The 19,240-nt window shown below is 59.4% G+C and carries 19 protein-coding genes and 1 riboswitch; of the genes, 12 read left to right on the top strand and 7 right to left on the bottom strand.

Annotation, left to right across the window (positions count from 1 at the left end):
• The first annotated feature begins 103 nt into the window (after positions 1-103).
• On the top strand, positions 104-637 hold the full coding sequence (locus tag ACZ5C3_RS25585; RefSeq protein WP_464033918.1) for an SRPBCC family protein: 534 nt from the start codon (positions 104-106) through the stop codon (positions 635-637).
• An 11-nt stretch (positions 638-648) separates the two neighbouring features.
• Here ACZ5C3_RS25585 and ACZ5C3_RS25580 read toward each other — a convergent pair whose 3' ends face one another.
• Positions 649-1,437, bottom strand: a complete 789-nt coding sequence (locus ACZ5C3_RS25580) for an SDR family NAD(P)-dependent oxidoreductase (RefSeq protein ID WP_464033917.1) — start codon at positions 1,435-1,437, stop codon at positions 649-651.
• Between the two features lie 248 nt (positions 1,438-1,685).
• Between ACZ5C3_RS25580 and ACZ5C3_RS25575 the strand changes: the two genes are divergently transcribed.
• Together ACZ5C3_RS25575 and ACZ5C3_RS25570 are read left to right on the top strand one after the other, a co-directional pair.
• A complete protein-coding gene (locus tag ACZ5C3_RS25575) occupies positions 1,686-2,336 on the top strand; it encodes a glutathione S-transferase family protein (protein WP_464033916.1) in 651 nt (216 codons plus the stop codon).
• A 78-nt stretch (positions 2,337-2,414) separates the two neighbouring features.
• The gene (locus tag ACZ5C3_RS25570) at positions 2,415-3,623 is read left to right on the top strand and encodes a multidrug effflux MFS transporter (RefSeq protein WP_464033915.1); all 1,209 of its coding nucleotides are present in this window, start codon (positions 2,415-2,417) and stop codon (positions 3,621-3,623) included.
• Here the strand turns inward: ACZ5C3_RS25570 and ACZ5C3_RS25565 are convergent.
• Both ACZ5C3_RS25565 and ACZ5C3_RS25560 read right to left on the bottom strand, forming a co-directional pair.
• Positions 3,620-3,997: a response regulator gene (locus tag ACZ5C3_RS25565; protein ID WP_464033914.1), complete on the bottom strand. Its 378-nt coding sequence runs from the start codon at positions 3,995-3,997 to the stop codon at positions 3,620-3,622. The genes ACZ5C3_RS25570 and ACZ5C3_RS25565 overlap by 4 nt on opposite strands.
• Positions 3,998-4,897, bottom strand: a complete 900-nt coding sequence (locus ACZ5C3_RS25560) for an MJ0042-type zinc finger domain-containing protein (protein WP_464033913.1) — start codon at positions 4,895-4,897, stop codon at positions 3,998-4,000.
• A gap of 177 nt (positions 4,898-5,074) precedes the next feature.
• Between ACZ5C3_RS25560 and ftsE the strand changes: the two genes are divergently transcribed.
• From ftsE to ACZ5C3_RS25540, 4 genes are all read left to right on the top strand, one after another.
• Positions 5,075-5,734, top strand: coding sequence for a cell division ATP-binding protein FtsE (ftsE, locus tag ACZ5C3_RS25555; RefSeq protein ID WP_464033912.1), 660 nt, complete (start codon positions 5,075-5,077; stop codon positions 5,732-5,734).
• Positions 5,735-5,758: 24 nt separating this feature from the next.
• Positions 5,759-6,700 carry a cell division protein FtsX gene (locus ACZ5C3_RS25550; RefSeq protein ID WP_464033911.1) on the top strand — a complete coding sequence of 314 codons (942 nt, stop codon included), beginning with the start codon at positions 5,759-5,761 and terminating at the stop codon, positions 6,698-6,700.
• A 72-nt stretch (positions 6,701-6,772) separates the two neighbouring features.
• Complete coding sequence (locus tag ACZ5C3_RS25545) at positions 6,773-7,495, top strand: YdcF family protein (protein ID WP_464033910.1); 723 nt, start codon at positions 6,773-6,775, stop codon at positions 7,493-7,495.
• 12 nt (positions 7,496-7,507) lie between these two features.
• Positions 7,508-8,299, top strand: a complete 792-nt coding sequence (locus ACZ5C3_RS25540; RefSeq protein ID WP_464033909.1) for a lysophospholipid acyltransferase family protein — start codon at positions 7,508-7,510, stop codon at positions 8,297-8,299.
• On the opposite strand, the gene ACZ5C3_RS25535 is transcribed toward ACZ5C3_RS25540, so the two are convergent.
• Positions 8,296-8,904 (bottom strand): gamma-glutamylcyclotransferase, encoded by a 609-nt coding sequence (locus ACZ5C3_RS25535; RefSeq protein ID WP_464033908.1) that lies wholly within the window; start codon positions 8,902-8,904, stop codon positions 8,296-8,298. The two genes, ACZ5C3_RS25540 and ACZ5C3_RS25535, sit on opposite strands and share 4 nt — an antisense overlap.
• A 275-nt stretch (positions 8,905-9,179) precedes the next feature.
• Between ACZ5C3_RS25535 and ACZ5C3_RS25530 the strand changes: the two genes are divergently transcribed.
• Positions 9,180-10,367 (top strand): DUF2125 domain-containing protein, encoded by a 1,188-nt coding sequence (locus ACZ5C3_RS25530; RefSeq protein ID WP_464033907.1) that lies wholly within the window; start codon positions 9,180-9,182, stop codon positions 10,365-10,367.
• Here the strand turns inward: ACZ5C3_RS25530 and ACZ5C3_RS25525 are convergent, their stop codons facing one another.
• The 3 genes from ACZ5C3_RS25525 to ACZ5C3_RS25515 are packed head-to-tail and all read right to left on the bottom strand — an operon-like array spanning position 10,368 to position 13,290.
• On the bottom strand, positions 10,368-11,315 hold the full coding sequence (locus ACZ5C3_RS25525; protein ID WP_464044350.1) for a prephenate/arogenate dehydrogenase family protein: 948 nt from the start codon (positions 11,313-11,315) through the stop codon (positions 10,368-10,370).
• 1 nt (position 11,316) lies between these two features.
• Positions 11,317-12,411, bottom strand: a complete 1,095-nt coding sequence (hisC, locus tag ACZ5C3_RS25520) for a histidinol-phosphate transaminase (protein ID WP_464033905.1) — start codon at positions 12,409-12,411, stop codon at positions 11,317-11,319.
• Positions 12,412-12,438: 27 nt separating this feature from the next.
• On the bottom strand, positions 12,439-13,290 hold the full coding sequence (locus ACZ5C3_RS25515) for a chorismate mutase (RefSeq protein ID WP_464033904.1): 852 nt from the start codon (positions 13,288-13,290) through the stop codon (positions 12,439-12,441).
• Between the two features lie 175 nt (positions 13,291-13,465).
• Positions 13,466-13,545: riboswitch (SAM riboswitch) on the top strand.
• 86 nt (positions 13,546-13,631) lie between these two features.
• Here ACZ5C3_RS25515 and metX point away from each other — a divergent pair.
• From metX to clpB, 4 genes are all read left to right on the top strand, one after another.
• Positions 13,632-14,834, top strand: a complete 1,203-nt coding sequence (gene metX, locus ACZ5C3_RS25510; RefSeq protein WP_464033903.1) for a homoserine O-acetyltransferase MetX — start codon at positions 13,632-13,634, stop codon at positions 14,832-14,834.
• Position 14,835: 1 nt separating this feature from the next.
• Complete coding sequence (gene metW, locus ACZ5C3_RS25505; protein ID WP_464033902.1) at positions 14,836-15,495, top strand: methionine biosynthesis protein MetW; 660 nt, start codon at positions 14,836-14,838, stop codon at positions 15,493-15,495.
• Positions 15,496-15,702: 207 nt separating this feature from the next.
• The gene (locus ACZ5C3_RS25500; protein ID WP_464033901.1) at positions 15,703-16,302 is read left to right on the top strand and encodes a TIGR02594 family protein; all 600 of its coding nucleotides are present in this window, start codon (positions 15,703-15,705) and stop codon (positions 16,300-16,302) included.
• Between the two features lie 299 nt (positions 16,303-16,601).
• Positions 16,602-19,232, top strand: coding sequence for an ATP-dependent chaperone ClpB (gene clpB, locus ACZ5C3_RS25495; protein WP_464033900.1), 2,631 nt, complete (start codon positions 16,602-16,604; stop codon positions 19,230-19,232).
• Positions 19,233-19,240 lie beyond the last annotated feature (8 nt).

The following is a 19,240-nucleotide window of genomic DNA, read 5'->3' as shown; positions in this document are numbered from 1 at the left end:
CTGAATTATAGAGCTCAATCCGGAGAGCCCGCAGATGTCCATCAGCTGATTCTCCTGTTCGAGACGAAGCACTTTCGTTTGATCTGTAAGGGAGCAATCCATCATGACGACAATCGCGATTATTGCCATCCTGCTTGCACTGTTGATTGTAGGCTTTCTCATCGTTGCTTCAATGAGGCCCAACACGTTTCGTGTGCAGCGCTCGATCGATATCAATGCCCCGGCCGACAAGATCTATCCATTGATCAGTGACTACAAACATTGGGCGTCGTGGTCGCCTTACGAGAAGGTGGACCCGGCGATGAGACGGACGTTTGCCGGTGCGCCGAGCGGCAAGGGCGCGATCTATGAATGGGACGGCAATAAGAACATCGGCCGCGGCCGCATGGAAATTATCGATGCAGTCCCGCCGTCAAAAATCGGCATCAAGCTTGATTTCTTCAGCCCCTTTGAGGCCCATAACATCGCCGAGTTCACCATGCTGCCGAAAGGTGAAACCACGAACGTCACATGGGCCATGCACGGGCCGGTGCCGTTCATGGCGAAGATCATGCACATGATCTTCAGCATGGATCGGATGGTGGGAGGCCAATTCGCGGAAGGCCTTGCCAACATGAAAGCGGTGGCTGAACGGTAACAGTGATGCCGCTATCCGTTTCGCCCTTCGCCGCGCAAGGTCGGCAAGCCGATTCCGGTTGCCTCAAACCCGCCATCGACACACAGCATCTGCCCGGTGATGTAGCTGGCGCGTTCGCTGCACAGGAAGAAGATGGCCTCCGCCAGTTCTTCTTCGAGGCCATAGCGATTGAGCGGGATAGTGTCGTGATAGTCGGCGCGGATCGCAGGGGTGTGAACCGCCTTGGCCATGGCGGTGTCGACCGGCCCTGGTGCAAGCGCGTTGACACGAATGCCGAGCGTGGCGAGCTCAACGGCGAACTGCTTGGTAAGATGTGCGAGGCCAGCCTTGCTGGTACCGTAGGCGGTGCGCAGCGTCGATGCGCGCAGCGCGGAGATCGACGTGATGTTGACGATGGCGCCGCCACCGTTCTCGCGCATCAATGGTGCGGCTGCCTGCGTGCAGATGAACGGACCGGTGAGGTTGACCGCCATCACGCGGCTCCAGTCGTCGAGGGTTGTTTCGAGCAGCGGCTTGAAGATCGCGATGCCGGCATTATTCACCAGCGCATCAAGCCGTCCGAAATGATCTCCGACCTTGGCAACAGCATTTGCAACCGCTTTGGGATCCGAGACGTCGCAATGGATGGCGAGGGTTGTCTCTGGAGCTGCAATCGTCTTGATGGTCTGATCAAGCAATTCGCGCTCGATGTCGAGCAGCGCCACGTGCCAGCCCTCCGCCAGAAATCGCTTTGCTGCTGCAAGCCCGATTCCACGTGCTGCGCCTGTCACCAAAGCGACTTTATGGTGTGTATTGGTCATTTCCGTTCCATGTTGAATTTGTTCTGTGAAACTACAGGCGCGCCATTGTCGCACGTTGATGAAGCCATCGATCCCCCTGTGCTAGCGTGTCTCAGGACGCATTTCCAGCCCGCTATTGTCATGCCTCGCGCGCTCCGCGCTGGGACCAACCTGCGCGATTGCTTGCATCTTGGCGATGGCATCGTTCATCGGGACGTTACACCAAAAGTACCTACTACTTACGGCGCTTTAAGAGAGGCACCTCGCCCATGTCACTGAAGCTCTACTTCCATCCGCTGGCATCGTTTTGCTGGAAGGCTCTGATTGCGTTTTATGAAAACGATACGCCGTTCGAACCGCACATCGTTAATCTTGGTGATGAAAACGAGCGAGCGGAATTCCTGAAACTCTGGCCGATCGGCAAATTCCCAGTTCTGCGCGATGAAGGGAAGAGTCTGACGATTCCGGAATCGAGCGTCATTATCGAATACCTTGCAAGCCGCTATCCCGGCCACTTGCAGCTCGTTCCGGATGATGTTGATCTGGCACGAGAAGTGCGACTGCGTGATCGCGTCTTCGATCTGTATATTCATGAGCCGATGCAGAGGATCGTTGCCGACAGGCTTCGTCCAGCGGATAGCAAAGATCCCTTTGGTGTCGATGAAACACGCGCGAAGTTGCGGACAGCGCTTGATTTAATCGACAACGACATGGCATCGAGGACGTGGGCTGCGGGCGGCGCTTTCACCATGGCCGATTGTGCAGCAGCACCAGCGCTGTTTTACGCCAATCAGGTGATGCCCTTCGGCAACACGCATCCGAATGCGATGCGATACTTGGATCGGTTGACGGCACGCCCCTCCTTTGTCCGCGTTCTCGAAGAAGCGAAGCCTTACTTCGCGCTCTTTCCATCCGAATAATGGCCGTCAGTCGGCTGCATTCAAGCTGATCGGCAATTTGCTGATCATCTGCGTTATAGTCCATCGGGTTTGAATCTCATGTCGTCCAGCTTTGCGCGCAACGCCATCGTCCTCGGCCTTCTTTCCGCCATTGGACCTTTCGCAATCGATATGTATCTGCCGGCGTTGCCGACCATCACGGCAGATCTCGGCGCGTCCACTGCGGCGACGCAGATGACCTTGATGGTATTCTTTGTGGCATTCGGCGTATGTCAGATCGTCTACGGCCCGCTCTCGGATATGGTCGGTCGCAAGCCGCCTCTTTACTTCGGAATTGCGGTTTTCGCGCTCGGGAGCATCGGTTGTAGCCTGGCGCCCGGCATCGACTGGTTGATTTTCTTTCGCTTCGTGCAGGGGCTCGGTGCCGCGGCGGTGATGGTGATCCCGCGCGCGGTGATCCGTGATCTGCACACTGGCGTCGATGCAACGCGCTTGATGTCGCTTGTTATGCTCGTCTTCAGCGTGTCGCCGATCCTGGCGCCGCTCACCGGCAGCGCATTGATCGTGCCGTTCGGCTGGCGCGCGGTGTTCGTTGCTGTGACGATTGCTGCTATTCTATCGTTTGCGCTTGTCGCTTTTGTCCTTCCTGAAACACGCCCTCCCGAAGAGCGCATTCAGGTCAGCATTCGCAGAGTACTCGATGGATTCGGGGAGTTGCTGCGCGACTGGCGCTTTCTGGGGCTGACGTTCATCGGCGGTTTCGGCATGGCGAGCTTCTTCGCGTTTCTCGCCAGTTCGTCGTTCATCTATATCGGCCACTTTGGCCTGACGCCGACGCAGTACAGCCTGACGTTCTCCGTCAACGCGATTGGCTTTATCGGGGCGTCCCAGTTCAGCGCTTATCTCGCCAGTCGCTTCGGTATCGCGCGTGTGATTTCCACAGCAGTCACCTGCTATACCGTGATGTCGGTCGCGCTGTTCGTTGTCATTGCCGCGGGCGTCGACAATCTGGCGGTGCTAATCGTGATGTTGTTCGTCGCCTTCGCCTGGCTCGGCCTTGTCATTCCATCCACAATGGTGCTCTCGCTGGAAGATCACGGCCCGATCGCAGGCATGGCCTCAGCATTAGGCGGCACACTGCAAATGATCAACGGGGCAGTCATGATCGTGATTGCCAGCGTGTTCTTTGATGGAACAGCTTTGCCGATGGTGACGACCATCGCGGTGTGCGCGGTGGCTGCATTCATCTTGGCGCGATTGACCCTGCGTCCACGACAGGCTGCGTCACAACCGGCAGAACAGATTTAATTTTGCTTGCGCGAGGCCAGCGCGTCGGCAACCGCGGTACGGATATCGGCTACGGCAAAGGGCTTGGTGACGACGTCATGCACGATGGCATCGAGGCCTGAAGCACGCTCGCGTTGGTCAGCGAAGCCGGTCATCAGCAGAATGGTCAGGCGTGGAAAGTCACGCGCCACCGCAAGCGCCAGCGCGATACCGTCCATCACCGGCATCTTGATGTCGGTCAGCAGCAGATCGAATGCGCCGTCTTCGCGGGTAATGATGTCCAGGGCTTCGGCGCCATCTTCCGCTGTGACGATTTCGTGGCCATCCATGGCAATCGCGCGCGCGACCAACAGGCGCATCGATTCTTCGTCATCAGCAATCAAAACACGCGACATTCACATACCCCCGGCGGCAAGGTCCTGCTTGTGGAAGAACCTCACGGCAATTTCGCGGCCCTCGGCTGGCGGTGAAGCCAATCGCGTCTTGAACAACGCTTTTTCCCCGGGATGCAGCACGGGCTGTTCCAGCACGGTGTTCCAAGCGTAGATGTCAGTCCCCTTGGCGTCGCGCACGATGAATCTCAGCCGTGGGATTTCCATCGTCTTGTGGGCGACATCGGCGATCGCGCCTTCAATCAAAAGCACGGGCTTGTTGTCCACCATTTCGGAACTGATCTTGACGCCCTCAATCGAAAGGCCGCGCAGATTCACGCCCAGTCCCGTCATTTGGAAGAAGGTGGCGGTTTGCGGCATCAGCCGCACCACTTCGCTGCGCCAGGCGATCAGCGCGAAGGTGATTGCGCCAAGGGCGACACACAGCGCCGGCAGGGTGGATGCGGTTGGGAGGCGTGCGGCCCAGTTGCCCGGAATCTTGAGAGAGGAGGCGCGACCGGTCTTCTCAGGCTCTGCGGCCTGGTCGTCGTGAATCTCCACGCCGTCCTGCTGGGCTTCGGCTGGCCCGCCGCTGTCGGTTCCATTCACTGGCTCGGCCGCCTGGGGCTCGGGCCAGTCCGCGGAAATAGAGGGGCTCTCCACATGGGGAGCATCATCATTTTGCCAATCATCACCGGCTGATCTGGCATCTGATCCGAAATCACCCTCGGAGGGCGCTGTCGACTGTGTTGCCAACCCTTGTATTGCCAGGCTTTCGGCTGCCATCGCGGTGGCAACCACCTCCTGGGGCTTCGCGAGCCAGACCTCCTGGCAGCGGGCACAGCGAACCCGACGCCCGGCGTCGGAGAAATTGGCCGCGTCGACCGCGTAGGATGTCGTACAATTGGGGCAGACAATGTGCATGGGACGAATCGCCGAGGTGTTACCGTCCGGAAGCTACTCGGCGTCCGTTAACGAACCGGAAACCATAACGGCCGCACAAGCATTTTACGGTCATCGCCAAGTAGCCGCCCGAGGACGCGATTCGTTCAGGGGCGGGACGGTCATTGACTTCATCGGTCCTGTCGAACGGAGCTGAACTTGGTCCGGTTCGAAAATGTTGGTTTGCGCTACGGCCTCGGTCCGGAGGTTTTGCGCGACCTGACGTTCCAGATACCCGCGCGCTCATTCCAGTTTTTGACCGGACCTTCCGGTGCTGGAAAGACGTCACTGCTGCGCATGCTGTTCCTCTCGCTGCGGCCGACGCGGGGTCTCGTGAACATTTTTGGTCAGGATGTCTCGCTGCTCGACAAGAACGCGCGTGCGGCGCTGCGTTCCCGCATCGGTATCGTCTTGCAGGATTTCCGGCTGCTCGAACATATGACGACCTACGAGAACGTCGCGCTGCCGTTCCGCGTGATGGGAAAGAGCGAGTCGAGCTATCGCAAGGAAGTGATCGATCTGTTGAAATGGGTCGGACTTGGGCACCGCATGGATGCGTTGCCGCCCATTTTATCGGGCGGCGAAAAGCAGCGCGCGGCGATCGCCCGCGCCGTCATCGCGCGGCCGCAGCTTCTGCTGGCCGACGAGCCGACGGGTAACGTGGACCCGTCGCTGGCGCGGCGGCTGCTCAATCTTTTCATCCAGTTGAATAAGTCCGGCACCGCCGTGATCATCGCGACCCACGACATCGCGCTGATGGATCAATACGAGGCGCGGCGGATGGTGCTGCATGAATCGCGGCTGCATATTTATGAGTGATGTGAACGCCATGGGTCTTACGCAATGAGGGATCTCGGCGACGAAACATCGGCTGTGACCGCCGATGCGCGCAACACGTCGCCGATCGTTCCGCGCGGATCGATCGCCGGCCGCGCGCTGATTGCGGTTGTTGCAATCATGACATTCCTCGCGTCGATGACGACGGGGGCGGTGTTGCTGGTGCGGGCGTCTGCGGCGGAATGGCAGTCCGATGTGGCGAGCGAACTGACCATCCAGATCCGGCCATCGCCCGGAAGGGATCTTGAACGCGATACGCAAGCGGTTGTGGACGCCGCGCGAGGGCAGCCGGGAATCATTGAAGTGCGGCCGTTTAGCAAGGACGAATCGGCGAAACTGCTGGAGCCGTGGCTCGGAACGGGATTGTCGCTGGACGATCTGCCGGTGCCGCGCCTCGTGGTTGCGCGCGTCGCGCCCGGCAGTGCGCCTGATTTCACCGCTCTGCGGACCAGTATTACGAAAGCTGCGCCGGGGGCGAGTATCGACGATCACCGCGCCTGGATTGAGCGCATGCGCTCGATGACCGGCGCGATTGTGCTGGCGGGCACCGGCATTCTCATTCTCGTGATCATTGCGACGGTCATCTCCGTGTCCTTTGCGACGCGGGGGGCGATGGCGGCCAACCGGCCGATCGTTGAAGTGCTGCATTTCGTCGGTGCGCAGGATCGCTACATCGCCAACCATTTCCTCCGGCATTTCCTGCGATTGGGTCTGGAAGGCGGTTTGATCGGCGGCTTGGCTGCGATGCTGACGTTTGGATTTTCAGAATCGATCGCCAACTGGTTTTCGGGGACGCCGGTCGGCGATCAGTTCGCGGCCCTGCTTGGAACGTTCGCGCTGCCGGCTTCGGGATACCTGATGCTTGGCCTGCAGGCTGTCATGATCGCGATTGTCACAGCCTGGGCGTCGCGGCGGACGCTCTTCGCCACGCTTGAGGAGATTGATTGATCGACGATTTTGAGGTCACAGCGGTGCCGGATTTCGCGGTAAAATTGCGATTGGAGATCGCGCAGTAAAATCATGACGTCAAAGGGTGACAGCAGCCCATCTTTTTCAGAAGCAGATCGCGCGCGGACCGTGACGCGGTGGCGATGGCGCGTGGCGATTTTTGCGGTCGCGGTTGTCATATTTGCGGGCTGTGCCGGATTTGTGTGGTTTTTGTCGCTTGTGCCCCCAAGCGAGCAGAAGCCGTCGCGGAACGCCGACGGCATCGTTGTTCTCACAGGCGGATCATCCCGAGTGTCCGACGCCGTGGAACTTCTCGCGGAAGGTTACGGCAAGCGTCTTTTGATTTCCGGTGTTCATCCCACCAACGGGTTCAGTGATATTCAGAGAACGCTGCCGGAGAGTCAGCAGCTATTGATGTGCTGCGTCGATCTGGACCGATCCGCGGTCAATACACGAAGCAACGCCACCGAAACGCGCCGCTGGGTCACCGAACGCGGTTTTCGGTCATTGATCGTGGTGACATCGAACTATCACATGCCGCGCGCCATCGTGGAACTGTCGCATTCGATGCCGGATATCGAGTTGATTCCGTTCGCCGTCGTAGGCGAGAAATGGCATGAGGAGCCATGGTGGACGAGTGGCGCTGCGCTTCGGCTCCTGCTATCGGAATACGTCAAATACTTGTTTGCCGAGATGCGAGTGGCGTTCGGCGGCGTTGGGCAGGGCGGATTACCGAATACGGAAAATCAGCCGCCGGCAGCGCCTAGAAAGCCGGCCACCGCGTCCGCCAATTGATCGGATTGTTCGATGGTTTCGATATTTTTGCGTTCGCTGATCTACAATATCGTTTTCTATCTGAACACAGTGATCTGGGTTATCTTTGGTCTTCCAACCTATTTCATGCCGCGCTGGGGCATTATTTGGATTGCCAAGAACTGGGGACGTACCAGCATCTGGCTGATGGGCATTATCTGCAACACCAAGGTCGAATATCGCGGTGTCGAGAAGATTCCATCAGGTCCGTTGATCGTTGCGTCCAAGCACCAGTCTGCATGGGAAACCTTTGCACTGCTGCAGTTCTTCGAGCAGCCGCTCTATATCCTCAAGCGCGAGCTGCTGTGGTTGCCCTTCTTCGGCTGGTATCTCAGCAAGGCACAGATGATCGGCGTGAACCGCGGCGCGGGCGCACGCACGCTGATCGAAATGGCGCGGCGCGCGCGCGATGAAGTGCGGCGCGGACGTCAGCTCATCATTTTCCCGGAAGGGACGCGTACGGCAGTGGGGGCGCCGCCACGCTACAAGACCGGCGTCAGCCAGATTTATGTTGGTTGCGGAGTGACGTGCATTCCCGTCGCGCTCAATTCCGGTCTGTTCTGGCCCCGGCGTACTTTCATGCGATATCCAGGCACGATCGTAATTGAATTCCTGGACCCGATTGAGCCCGGCTTGTCGCGTGATGCCTTCACCGAACGCGTGAGCAGCGTCATCGAGGAAGCGACCAATCGTTTGGTGAAGGCAGGTCGTGAGGAACAGGTGCGGCTGGTCGGCTTCTCTGCACCGTCGGCGTTTTCCAGCGAAGTAAAATCCGGCCTATCTTAGGAGGCGCTGGATTGTTCGTCTGACGCATGCCGATGCAGTGCGGCCTCGCCGTGGAGCTTCGCTGCAAGCTGGTGCAGCGGTACGTCACGAATGCCCTGAGCCTCGAGCGCTGCGACTGTCGCGATGATGTATTCGTCGTTGGGGCCATAGTTGCCGTGGCCCTGACGCACCAGGCGCAATTGCTCGTCGAGTGAGAGCCGTCCCGCATATTGGTCGTGGCCGCGGTCCGCGACATAGGCGAGCGCACTGACGCGCTGCCGTGCGTCGCTCCCGATCCAGACCGAGCGCATCACTTCGCGATAGACGTGGGTCGCTTGTTCGCGCTCGCGAAGATATTTGACCGTTGCCTGCCGCTTATCTGCGGCCACCCTGAATGCCATGCCCTGGCACGCACCGCCACGGTCAAGGCCCAGCACAAGCCCCGGCTTTTCGGGGGTGCCGCGGTGAACCATCGAATAAATACAGAGCGAACGGTGCTCGCCGATCAGGCGTGCGAGCTTTTTTTCCAGAAATTCAAATCCGGGATTCCAGATCAGGGAGCCATAACCGAACACCCACAAATCCCCATCGGGAAATTCGGCATCTGAAAGAATTTTTGCGGCCATGCATCATGGCCTACCAGCACGCCGTAGCGTGTGCAACTCACTAGTGTCGCGGTTCTGACATTCGTATTTGCTTGCGGTTAGCTCGTTTACGAATGTCAGAATCCAAGGGACACTAGCAAAGACATAAACCTAGTGCGGTTTTGGATCTAACGTTCGTATGATGGACCATCTGTTAATACCGATACGAACGTCAGATCCACCGCACTAGACTTCAAGACCGTTTGAGTCCACATGGCACCTTTCAAATGCCCAATTCGGGTGCTCTGGGGTTTCTGATGCAGACGTCTCAACTCGCTTCGCGCCGTCGCCTTTGGCCTGTTTTTGTCGCACCGGGACTGTTTTTCCTGCTGGCGGCCGGATGGTGTGGATTCTGGTTCTATGCTGCGTCCCAGATTGATGCGCAGTTCGAGGGCTGGCGGACCCGTGAGGCCAAGGCCGGACGAATCTACGAATGTGACAAGCGCTCTGTGGGCGGCTTTCCGTTCAGAATGGAAGTTCGCTGTGATAACCCGCTGGTGACACTGACGTCGCAGACGTCACAGCAGGTCGCGGATGCGCGATTGACGGCGCGTCTGAAGCAGATCCTGGTCGTGGCGCAAATCTACGATCCAACCAAAATCATCGCCGAATTTACCGGCCCGGCGACAGTCGCTACCGGCGGCCCGGAGCCGCAATTCGGCGCAAACTGGACGCTTGGTCAGGCAAGCGTTGCGGGATTGCCCATCGCGCCGCAACGGATCTCGATGGCGTTCGACAACCCGACGCTCGATCGCATGAACGGTGGCGTTCCAACACCGCTGCTTCGCGCCAACCATCTCGAACTGCACACGCGATTGCTGGAAGGTTCGTTGAGCGACAATCCGGTCGTGGAAACAGCGTTCCAGCTCACCGGCGGAAGTTTGCAGGGATTGCACCCCATTCTCGCGCAGCCGTTCGATGCGGACATTCGCGCACAACTCCGTGGCCTGAAGGATTTTTCACCCAAGCCGTGGCCGGAGCGTTTTCGTGAAATTCAGGCCGCCAACGGGCGTCTCGACTTTACGCAATCCCGGATACAGCAGGGAGACGTGATTGCCGTTGCTGCGGGCTCACTTGCCATCACACCCAACGGGTACCTTGACGGCGAATTGACGATGACGGTGGCGGGCATGGAGAAGGTCGTGCCGATGCTCGGGATCGACAAGTTATTTGCCGATAACGCTGCTCAGCCAGGCAATCGTGGTGGGGCGGGCGTCAACGTACAGGACGTCAACAAACTGATCGGTGCACTCGATCGTGTCATTCCGGGTCTGGGCGATGCCGCGCGCAAGAACGCCAATGCCGGTGTGATGGCTGGAATCAATATGCTCGGAAAGCCATCGACACTCGAAGGCCGCAGCGCGCTGGCGTTTCCGCTGCGGTTTGTCGACGGCGCGGTGTTGATTGGTCCGCTTCGGGTGGCGCAAACCCCGCCGCTGTTCTGATTATTTTTCTGGCGTTTTCTTCGGCAGATTCGCGTGTGGCCGGCCGAAGTCGGCGCTTGCGGTTTCCTGTCCGAGGTTGACGATGCCGCGGCGGATCGCGCGCGTCCGGGTGAATTGGTCGAATAACACTTCGCCGTCGCCACGCCGAATCGCGCGGGTAAGTTTCGACAAATCCTCCTGAAACGCGCCGAGCATCTCGAGCACCGCGTCCTTGTTGGCGAGGAATACGTCGCGCCACATGGTGGGGTCGGAGGCTGCAATACGCGTGAAATCGCGAAAACCGCCGGCGGAGAATTTCAGCACTTCCGAGCGCGTGACGTCTTCAAGCTCGTCGGCGGTGCCGACAATCGTGTAGGCGATCAAATGCGGCAGATGACTGGTAACCGCAAGCACCAGGTCGTGGTGATCCGCGGCCATGGTCTCGACGTTGGCTCCGAGCGCGCGCCAGAATTCTGCGAGCTTTTCCACGGCGGATGGATCGGATCCAGGTGGTGGAGTCAGGATGCACCAGCGGTTGATGAACAGTTCGGCGAAGCCCGCATCGGGACCGGAGTGTTCAGTGCCTGCCACCGGATGAGCGGGAATGAAGTGAACCGTCTTTGGCAAATGCGGCGACATTTCGCGCAGGATCATACCCTTGACGGAGCCGACGTCGGACACGATCGCGCCAGCTTTGAGATGCGGGCCGATGCTCGCGGCGACATCGCCACAGGCGCCGACAGGCACGCAGACAATGACCAGATCGGAGTCCTTCACGGCCTCCGCATTGGTGGTCGCGACCTGGTCCGCGAGTTTTAGCTCTACAGCTCTTTCTTGGACCTGTGGTGAAGCGTCAGTCGCGACCAGCTCGCCCGCGAGGCCGAGCTGCTTCACGGCGCGGACAATTGACGAGCCGATCAGGCCGAGCCCGATGACTGTGACCCGTGCGAATTGCGGCGCGTTGTTCACGTTATTTTTGCCCCATGAATTCGGTGAGCGCTTCGACCACCGAGCGGTTGGCTTCCTCGGTGCCGACCGTCATGCGCAACGCATGCGGCAGCTTGTAGTTCTTCAGCGCGCGCAGGATCAATCCACGCTTGGTGAGGAATGCGTCCGCATCCTCCGCGGTCTTGCCTGCGTCCTGCGGGAAATGAATCAGGATGAAGTTAGCAGCGCTTGGCGTCACAGTGAGCCCAAGCTTGCCGACTTCGTCGGTCAGCCACCCACGCCACTTCTCGTTGTGAGCGCGGGACGTCTCTTGATGCGCGGTGTCCTCCAATGAGGCGATCGCGGCCAGTGTGGCCGGTGTGCTCACATTGAACGGACCTCGGATGCGGTTGACGGCATCGATAATGTTCGCCGGACCGTACATCCAGCCGACGCGCAGCGCGGCAAGGCCGTGAATCTTCGAGAAGGTGCGCGTCATCACCGTATTGTCGGTGGTCGAAACCATCTCGATGCCAGCCTCGTAATCGTTGCGCAGGACATATTCGGAATACGCCGCATCGATCACCAGCAGGACATGCGACGGCAATCCTGCACGCAGGCGCTTTACTTCGTCGAATGGCACATAGGTGCCGGTAGGATTGTTCGGGTTCGCCAGCCACACCATCTTGGTGCGTGGCGTCACGGCGTTGAGGATGGAGTCGACGTCCGCCGTAAAATTCTTTTCCGGCGCGATGACGTTGATGGCGCCGCTCGCCATGGTCGCGATCGGGTACACCAGAAACCCGTGCGTGGTGTGGATCGCCTCATCGCCCTGGCCGAGATAGGTGTGCGCGAGCAGATTCAGAAGCTCATCCGAACCCGCACCACAGATGATGTGGTTGGGATCGAGGCCGTAGGTGCGGCCGATGGCTTCACGCAGCGCGCGCGACGATCCTTCGGGGTAGTCCTCGAGGTGGTTGGCAGCAGATTTGAACGCTTCAATCGCCTTGGGCGATGAGCCCAGCGGAGTTTCATTCGCCGACAATTTGAAAATGCGCCCGCTCAGCCCCGCTCCGCTTTTGCCGGGCGTATAGGGTGCGATATCGAGAATGCCGGGGTTCGGCACGGGACGTGACATCAACTCAACTCCAGAAAGAATAAGGTCTTAGGCTTTAGGTGCGCCGTTTGCTGGCACCGTATAGCGTGTTGCATGGCCCCCGACGAGAGCCGAAGAGCGCACGGATGCCCCGGCTGCGATCAGCGCAGAGGTTATCTTGTCCAACCCCCCGGGGCCTGGCACAGACACCAGCAGCGCCGCACCGTCCGAGGCTTTATCGGGAACTGCGATAATCTCGGAGAACGGCGACAGCGCGCGGGCAACGTCGGCGCTCCAGCCCGAGACACGGACGCTCCACATTTCGATCTCGGTGACCATCGCATCCGCTGCGACACGCGAGACAACGAACACCGGCAGTGCCGCTGGATGGTCTGCGCGTTCGATGAAGGGCAGGCGCGCGATGATCTTCGGTGCACTCTCGGGTTCAAGTGTCAGCCACCAAGGCTCGCGGCTGCTCGTGGCAGAGACCAGTGCGAGGTCGCCTTTCGATTTTGCGCCGGCATCCACCGCTGCGGCCGCACTGAAATGCGCGACGAACGGCACCGTGAAGCCAAAATGGAAGCGTGCGGAATCCCGCATGGCGGACTCGCCGCCAGATAAATCTGCGTGCAGCGAAAACGGTGCCTGGACGTAAGTGAACGTCGAGATGATAACGCGCCAGATGCTCTCGACCGTGTCGAGCGGCAAGATGCCGCGATGACGTTGCGCAAGCCGGCGCATCATGTCGGCTTCGCGTGCAGGACGGAACGCGGAGCCGACTTCCTGGGTCTTCTTCACCGAGATGAGGCGATCGATGATGTCGCCACGCTGCATCAGCAGGCCGTGCACGTGCTCGTCGATGTGATCGATTTCGCGGCGAAGGTCCTGCAGCGAAATGGGGGGCGTGGGCTCTTTGGACATGGGATCAAAATTTCAATTTGCAGCCCGAAAGCCGCGGTGGAAGTCGGTCCTGCAAGGAGGCTGGCTGGCGCCATTGATAGGAGCCGCGCCCCGTGAAAGCAAAGAAAACATTGCCCCTTTAGCGAGGCCGTTCCGGTGCTTACCTTGACGGAGGCCTCGTTGAGCACTACTTTTGGGGCAATCCCGTGGTCATTTGAGCCGGCCGGCTTGCAGCCACGTTAAACAACTCGCTAAACAGGCCGGGGATGAAAGGGATCCCGGCCGAACGTCAGTTCAGGCCGGTTTTTTATGGCCTGAATTCGGTGTCGGTTGTAGCGACTTCCTGAGAGGCCCGTGTTGGTATGGTAAATATTCAGCCGCTCAAGCCCCCGACGGTGCAGCCTGGCGAACGCGCGCATGAGGCAGATCATCCGTCTTCGCAGGTGGCGCAGTTCGGCGCAGACAAGCCGTTGCGGCTCGATAGCGGCGTTGATCTCGCCCCATTTCAGATCGCCTATCAGACCTACGGCCAGCTCAATGCTGACCGCTCGAATGCAATCCTGATCTGTCATGCGTTGACAGGAGATCAGCACGTCGCAAATGTCCATCCAGTCACTGGCAAGGCGGGGTGGTGGCAGACGCTTGTTGGTCCTGGCAAACCCATCGACACCAATCGTTACTTCATCATCTGCTCCAACGTCGTCGGCGGCTGCATGGGCAGCACCGGACCGTCATCGACCAATCCTGCGACCGGCAAACTATGGGGGCTGGATTTTCCAGTCATTACGATCCCTGACATGGTGCGCGCACAGGCGATGCTGATCGACTATCTCGGCATCGAGAAACTGTTTGCTGTTGTCGGCGGATCGATGGGTGGCATGCAGACGCTGCAGTGGACGACGGCTTATCCGGAACGTGTGTTCTCTGCACTCGCAGTCGCCTGCAGTACACGGCATTCGGCGCAGAACATCGCGTTTCATGAGTTGGGCCGTCAGGCTGTAATGGCTGATCCGGATTGGAGCAGCGGACGTTATTTCGAGACGGGTTCTCATCCGCGCCGCGGACTTGGTGTGGCGCGCATGGCGGCGCACATCACTTATCTTTCGGACGCAGCCTTGCATCGAAAATTTGGCCGGCGGTTGCAGGATCGCGAGATGCCGACGTTTTCATTTGATGCGGATTTCGAGGTGGAGAGTTATCTGCGCCATCAGGGATCGTCGTTCGTCGAGCGCTTCGATGCCAACAGTTATCTGTATCTCACCCGCGCAATGGACTATTTTGATATTGGCGCTGATCACCAGGGCGTTCTGGCAGAAGCCTGGCGCGGCACACGCACGCGCTTCTGCGTTGTGTCATTCACCAGCGACTGGCTGTTCCCGACATCGGAATCCCGCGCGGTCGTCCATGCTCTTAACGCCAGCAATGCGCGTGTATCGTTCGCCGAGATCGAGACCGATCGCGGCCACGATGCATTCCTGCTCGATGTGCCTGAATTCATCGATATCTCTCGCGCATTCCTGGAATCGGCTGCGTCCGCGCACGGCCTTTCATCGGTGAGCCGCTAACATGGCGATGCAGGATCAGGCATTTCGTTTAACGGCGCGGCTTCCGGTCAGCGAGGAAGGCTATCGCAGCGATCACTTGTTGGTCGCGCAGATGGTGGAGCCCGGTGCCAAGGTGCTCGACGTTGGCTGCGGCGAAGGCGATCTGCTTCAGCTGCTCGAGACGCGTGGCGTTGACGGCCGCGGTATCGAATTATCTCGTGAGGGCGTGAATCGCTGTGTCGCCAAAGGACTTGCAGTGGTGCAAGGCGACGCAGACACCGACCTCGTCAACTATCCCGACGACTCGTTCGATTATGTGATTTTGTCTCAGACGTTGCAGGCGACGCGTCAGCCCCGCGTGGTGCTGGAAAATCTTTTGCGCATCGGACAAAAAGCAATCGTCTCGTTTCCGAACTTCGGTCACTGGAAGATGCGGCTTCAGCTGCTGGTTAAAGGGCAGATGCCACGCACCGAAAATCTTCCCGCGACGTGGTACGACACGCCGAATATTCATTTCTGCACCATCAAGGATTTCGTGCAGCTCTGCGATGAAATCCACGTGAAGATGGAGCGCGCTGTCGCGCTTGATCTCTACGGCCAACCGTTGCGTCTCAATGCACCGTGGTGGTTCTGGAACATGTTTGGCGAGCAGGGCGTGTTTTTGCTGAGCCGCCGCGATTAACGTAAACGGCCAGAACGAGGCCAAATTCGTTAACATCACCCGCTAAGTTATCATGCGATAAGCGCGTGGCGCATAGCTGTGCTGTTCACAGCCACTTTGAGCCTAATTGTCTTTTTTCTGCCATATCCGGCCCGTTACACGCCCGCTCTCGCATGTCGCTCCGAGAATTTGGAGCGGCGGAAGTTGGGGGTGTAACGAGGACCATGAATGAAAGTAAGTAATGCGTTTCGCCGGCCAGGCGCGCTCACTGCAGTTGCATTGTGCTCACTGGCAATCGTCGCTGTCGCGACACCGGCCTCGGCGAGGCCACACCACGGTGCAAGTCGGCATTTTCACTCACACCACGCCAACAATCACATCAGCAGACATCATCGCTATCGCCACGTCCGGCACGGACGTGCACAGCATGCTGAGCTGAGCGAAAATCAAGCGCCTCAAAGTGCGGGCAGCTTTGGCGTCGTGTCTGATGTTGTCGCGGAAGCTCGCCGTTACATCGGCGGCAATCCGACCGGCCGCAGCTCGCTGTGGTGCGCACGTTTCATGAATTTCGTTCTGCAGCGCTCGGGTCACACGGGCACGGGGTCGGACATGGCGCGTTCATTTGCCAGCTACGGTCACCGCGTGTCCGGGCCGCAAGTTGGCGCGATTGCAGTGATGAGTCGTCGTGGTGGCGGCCATGTCGGTGTTGTGAGCGGTGTTGATGAGAAGGGTAACCCGATCATCATCTCCGGCAATCATGGTCATCGCGTCGCTGAAGCGACCTATTCGCGTGGGCGCGTCTACGCCTACGTCATGCCGTCCAGCTGACGGTTCGATGGTTACCGGCGGTCCATACGCCGCCGGCGACCGCTCGGGACTGAAGGCAGGCCTAGGGCCGTCGTATTTCTGCGCTGATTTTCTCCAAGTTCCCGCTCCGGCGCGCGTTTTCCGACGAATTTTTGGTCCTGCCTCTTTCCCGGGCGGTTCTGGGTTCCCACATTTGGGTCAAGCCGGCCGAGGCGCCGGTCCCCCGTTTCGGGTTGACGAATATCAACGTCGGACGGGAAACCCATTGAAGATGCCGATCTTGTGCTTTCGGGGCAGGATGGCAGGCTGAGGGACACAGAATGAACGTCGAGAAATACACCGACCGTGTGAAGGGATTCATCCAGTCGGCACAGTCATTGGCCGTGCGTGAGGGCCATCAACAGTTCACGCCTCTCCACATCCTCAAGGTCTTGCTGGACGACAGCGAAGGCCTAGCCGGCGGCTTGATCGATCGGTCCGGCGGAAATTCTCGGGCCATTCTCAAGGCCACCGAGGATGCTCTCAACAAGCTTCCAAAAGTTTCGGGTTCTGGTGCGGGGCAGGTCTATCTTGCACCGGCGACCGCACGTGCTCTCGATGCTGCCGAACAGGCGGCCGACAAAGCCGGCGACAGCTTCGTCACCGTTGAACGGCTGTTGCTTGCGCTGGCGCTCGACAAGGACAGCGAGGCGGGCAGCCTGCTCGCCAAGGGCGGGGTCACCCCGCAAAATTTAAATGCCGCGATCAATGCGTTACGCAAGGGCCGTACGGCTGACAGCGCGACCGCAGAGAATGCGTATGACGCGTTGAAAAAATATGCGCGCGATCTGACGCAGGCGGCGCGTGACGGCAAACTCGATCCGGTGATCGGCCGTGACGAGGAAATCCGCCGCACGATCCAGGTGCTCTCACGTCGTACCAAGAATAATCCCGTGCTGATCGGCGAACCCGGCGTGGGCAAGACCGCGATCGTGGAAGGTCTCGCATTGCGCATCGTCAACGGTGACGTGCCGGAAAGCCTGAAGGACAAGAAGCTGCTGTCGCTCGATCTCGGTGCGCTGATTGCCGGTGCAAAATATCGCGGCGAGTTCGAGGAGCGTCTGAAGGCCGTTCTAAACGAGGTCACCGGCTCAGATGGTCAGATCATCCTCTTCATCGACGAGATGCACACGCTCGTTGGTGCCGGCAAGGCGGATGGCGCGATGGATGCGTCCAATCTCCTGAAGCCCGCACTGGCGCGCGGTGAACTTCACTGCATCGGCGCGACCACGCTCGATGAATATCGCAAGCACGTCGAGAAGGATGCCGCGCTCGCTCGCCGCTTCCAGCCGGTGTTCGTCAGCGAGCCGACCGTCGAAGACGCGGTTTCGATCCTGCGTGGGTTGAAGGAAAAGTATGAGCTGCATCACGGTGTCCGCATCACGGACTCCGCGATCGTCTCTGCCGCGATGCTTTCCAACCGCTACATCACCGACCGCTTCCTGCCGGACAAGGCGATCGATCTGATCGACGAGGCCGCCGCGCGGCTGAAGATGCAGATCGATTCCAAGCCGGAAGAACTCGACAACATCGACCGCGAGATTGTGCGATTGAAGATCGAGCAGGAGGCCTTGAGAAAGGAAACCGATTCGGCGTCGAAGGACCGTCTTCAGCGCCTGGAGAAGGAACTTGCCGATCTGGAAGAGAAGGCCGATGCGCTCACCACCAAATGGCAGGCGGAGCGCAGCAAGCTGTCGGACGCGCAGAAGGTCAAAAGCGAGCTGGAGCAGGCGCGCCAGGAACTGACCGATGCGCAGCGGCGTGGCGAGTATCAGAAGGCCGGCGAATTGGCGTATGGGCGCATTCCGTCGCTCGAGAAGCGATTGAAGGACCTTGAGGACAGCGAGCGGGCCGGCGGGGCCGTGCTTGAGGAAGCCGTCACCGCAAATCACGTCGCTCAGGTCGTCTCCCGTTGGACCGGAATTCCGGTCGACAAGATGTTAGAGGGCGAACGCGAGAAGTTGCTCAAGATGGAGCTGCAGCTTGCTGAACGCGTCATCGGTCAGGCCGAGGCCGTTGGAGCTGTGTCGACCGCTGTCCGCCGCTCACGTGCGGGTCTCCAGGATCCAAACCGGCCGATCGGCTCGTTCATGTTCTTAGGTCCCACCGGCGTCGGCAAAACCGAGTTGACGAAAGCGCTCGCGGAATACCTGTTCGATGACGAGACTGCGCTCGTTCGCATGGACATGTCCGAATACATGGAAAAGCACTCGGTCGCACGGCTGATCGGTGCGCCTCCGGGCTATGTCGGTTATGACGAGGGCGGCGCATTGACCGAAGCGGTGCGGCGCAGACCGTATCAGGTCGTGCTGTTTGACGAGATCGAGAAGGCACACCCTGATGTCTTCAACGTGCTTCTCCAGGTGCTCGACGATGGGCGCCTGACCGATGGTCAGGGCCGCACGGTCGACTTCCGCAACACGCTGATCATCATGACGTCGAATCTCGGCTCGGAATATCTGGTCGGGCAGGCGGAGGGCGAAGATACCAGCACCGTGCGCGATGAGGTCATGGCTATCGTCCGCTCGAGCTTCCGGCCCGAGTTCCTCAATCGCGTCGATGAGATCATCCTGTTCCATCGGCTGCAGAGGAGCGAGATGGGGCGCATTGTCGATATCCAGATGCAGCGGCTCTCGCGGCTCTTGGAAGATCGCAAGATCACGCTCTCGCTGGACGACAAGGCGCGCGACTGGCTCGCTGCGAAAGGCTGGGATCCGGCTTACGGGGCTCGCCCGCTGAAGCGGACGATCCAGCGTGCCGTCCAGGATCCACTTGCCGAGATGATTCTCGCGGGGCAGATCCACGACGGTGAGACGGTTGCGATCTCGGCGAATGACACCGGGCTGACCTTCAACGGCAAGCCAGCGAAGGCGGAGCCGGCGGCGGCCATGCCAAAGGGCCGACTGCACTAATTAGGCTG

The organism is Afipia dichlorophenoxyacetatis, from assembly GCF_055386385.1.
This window is presented reverse-complemented; position numbering and strand designations above follow the sequence as displayed.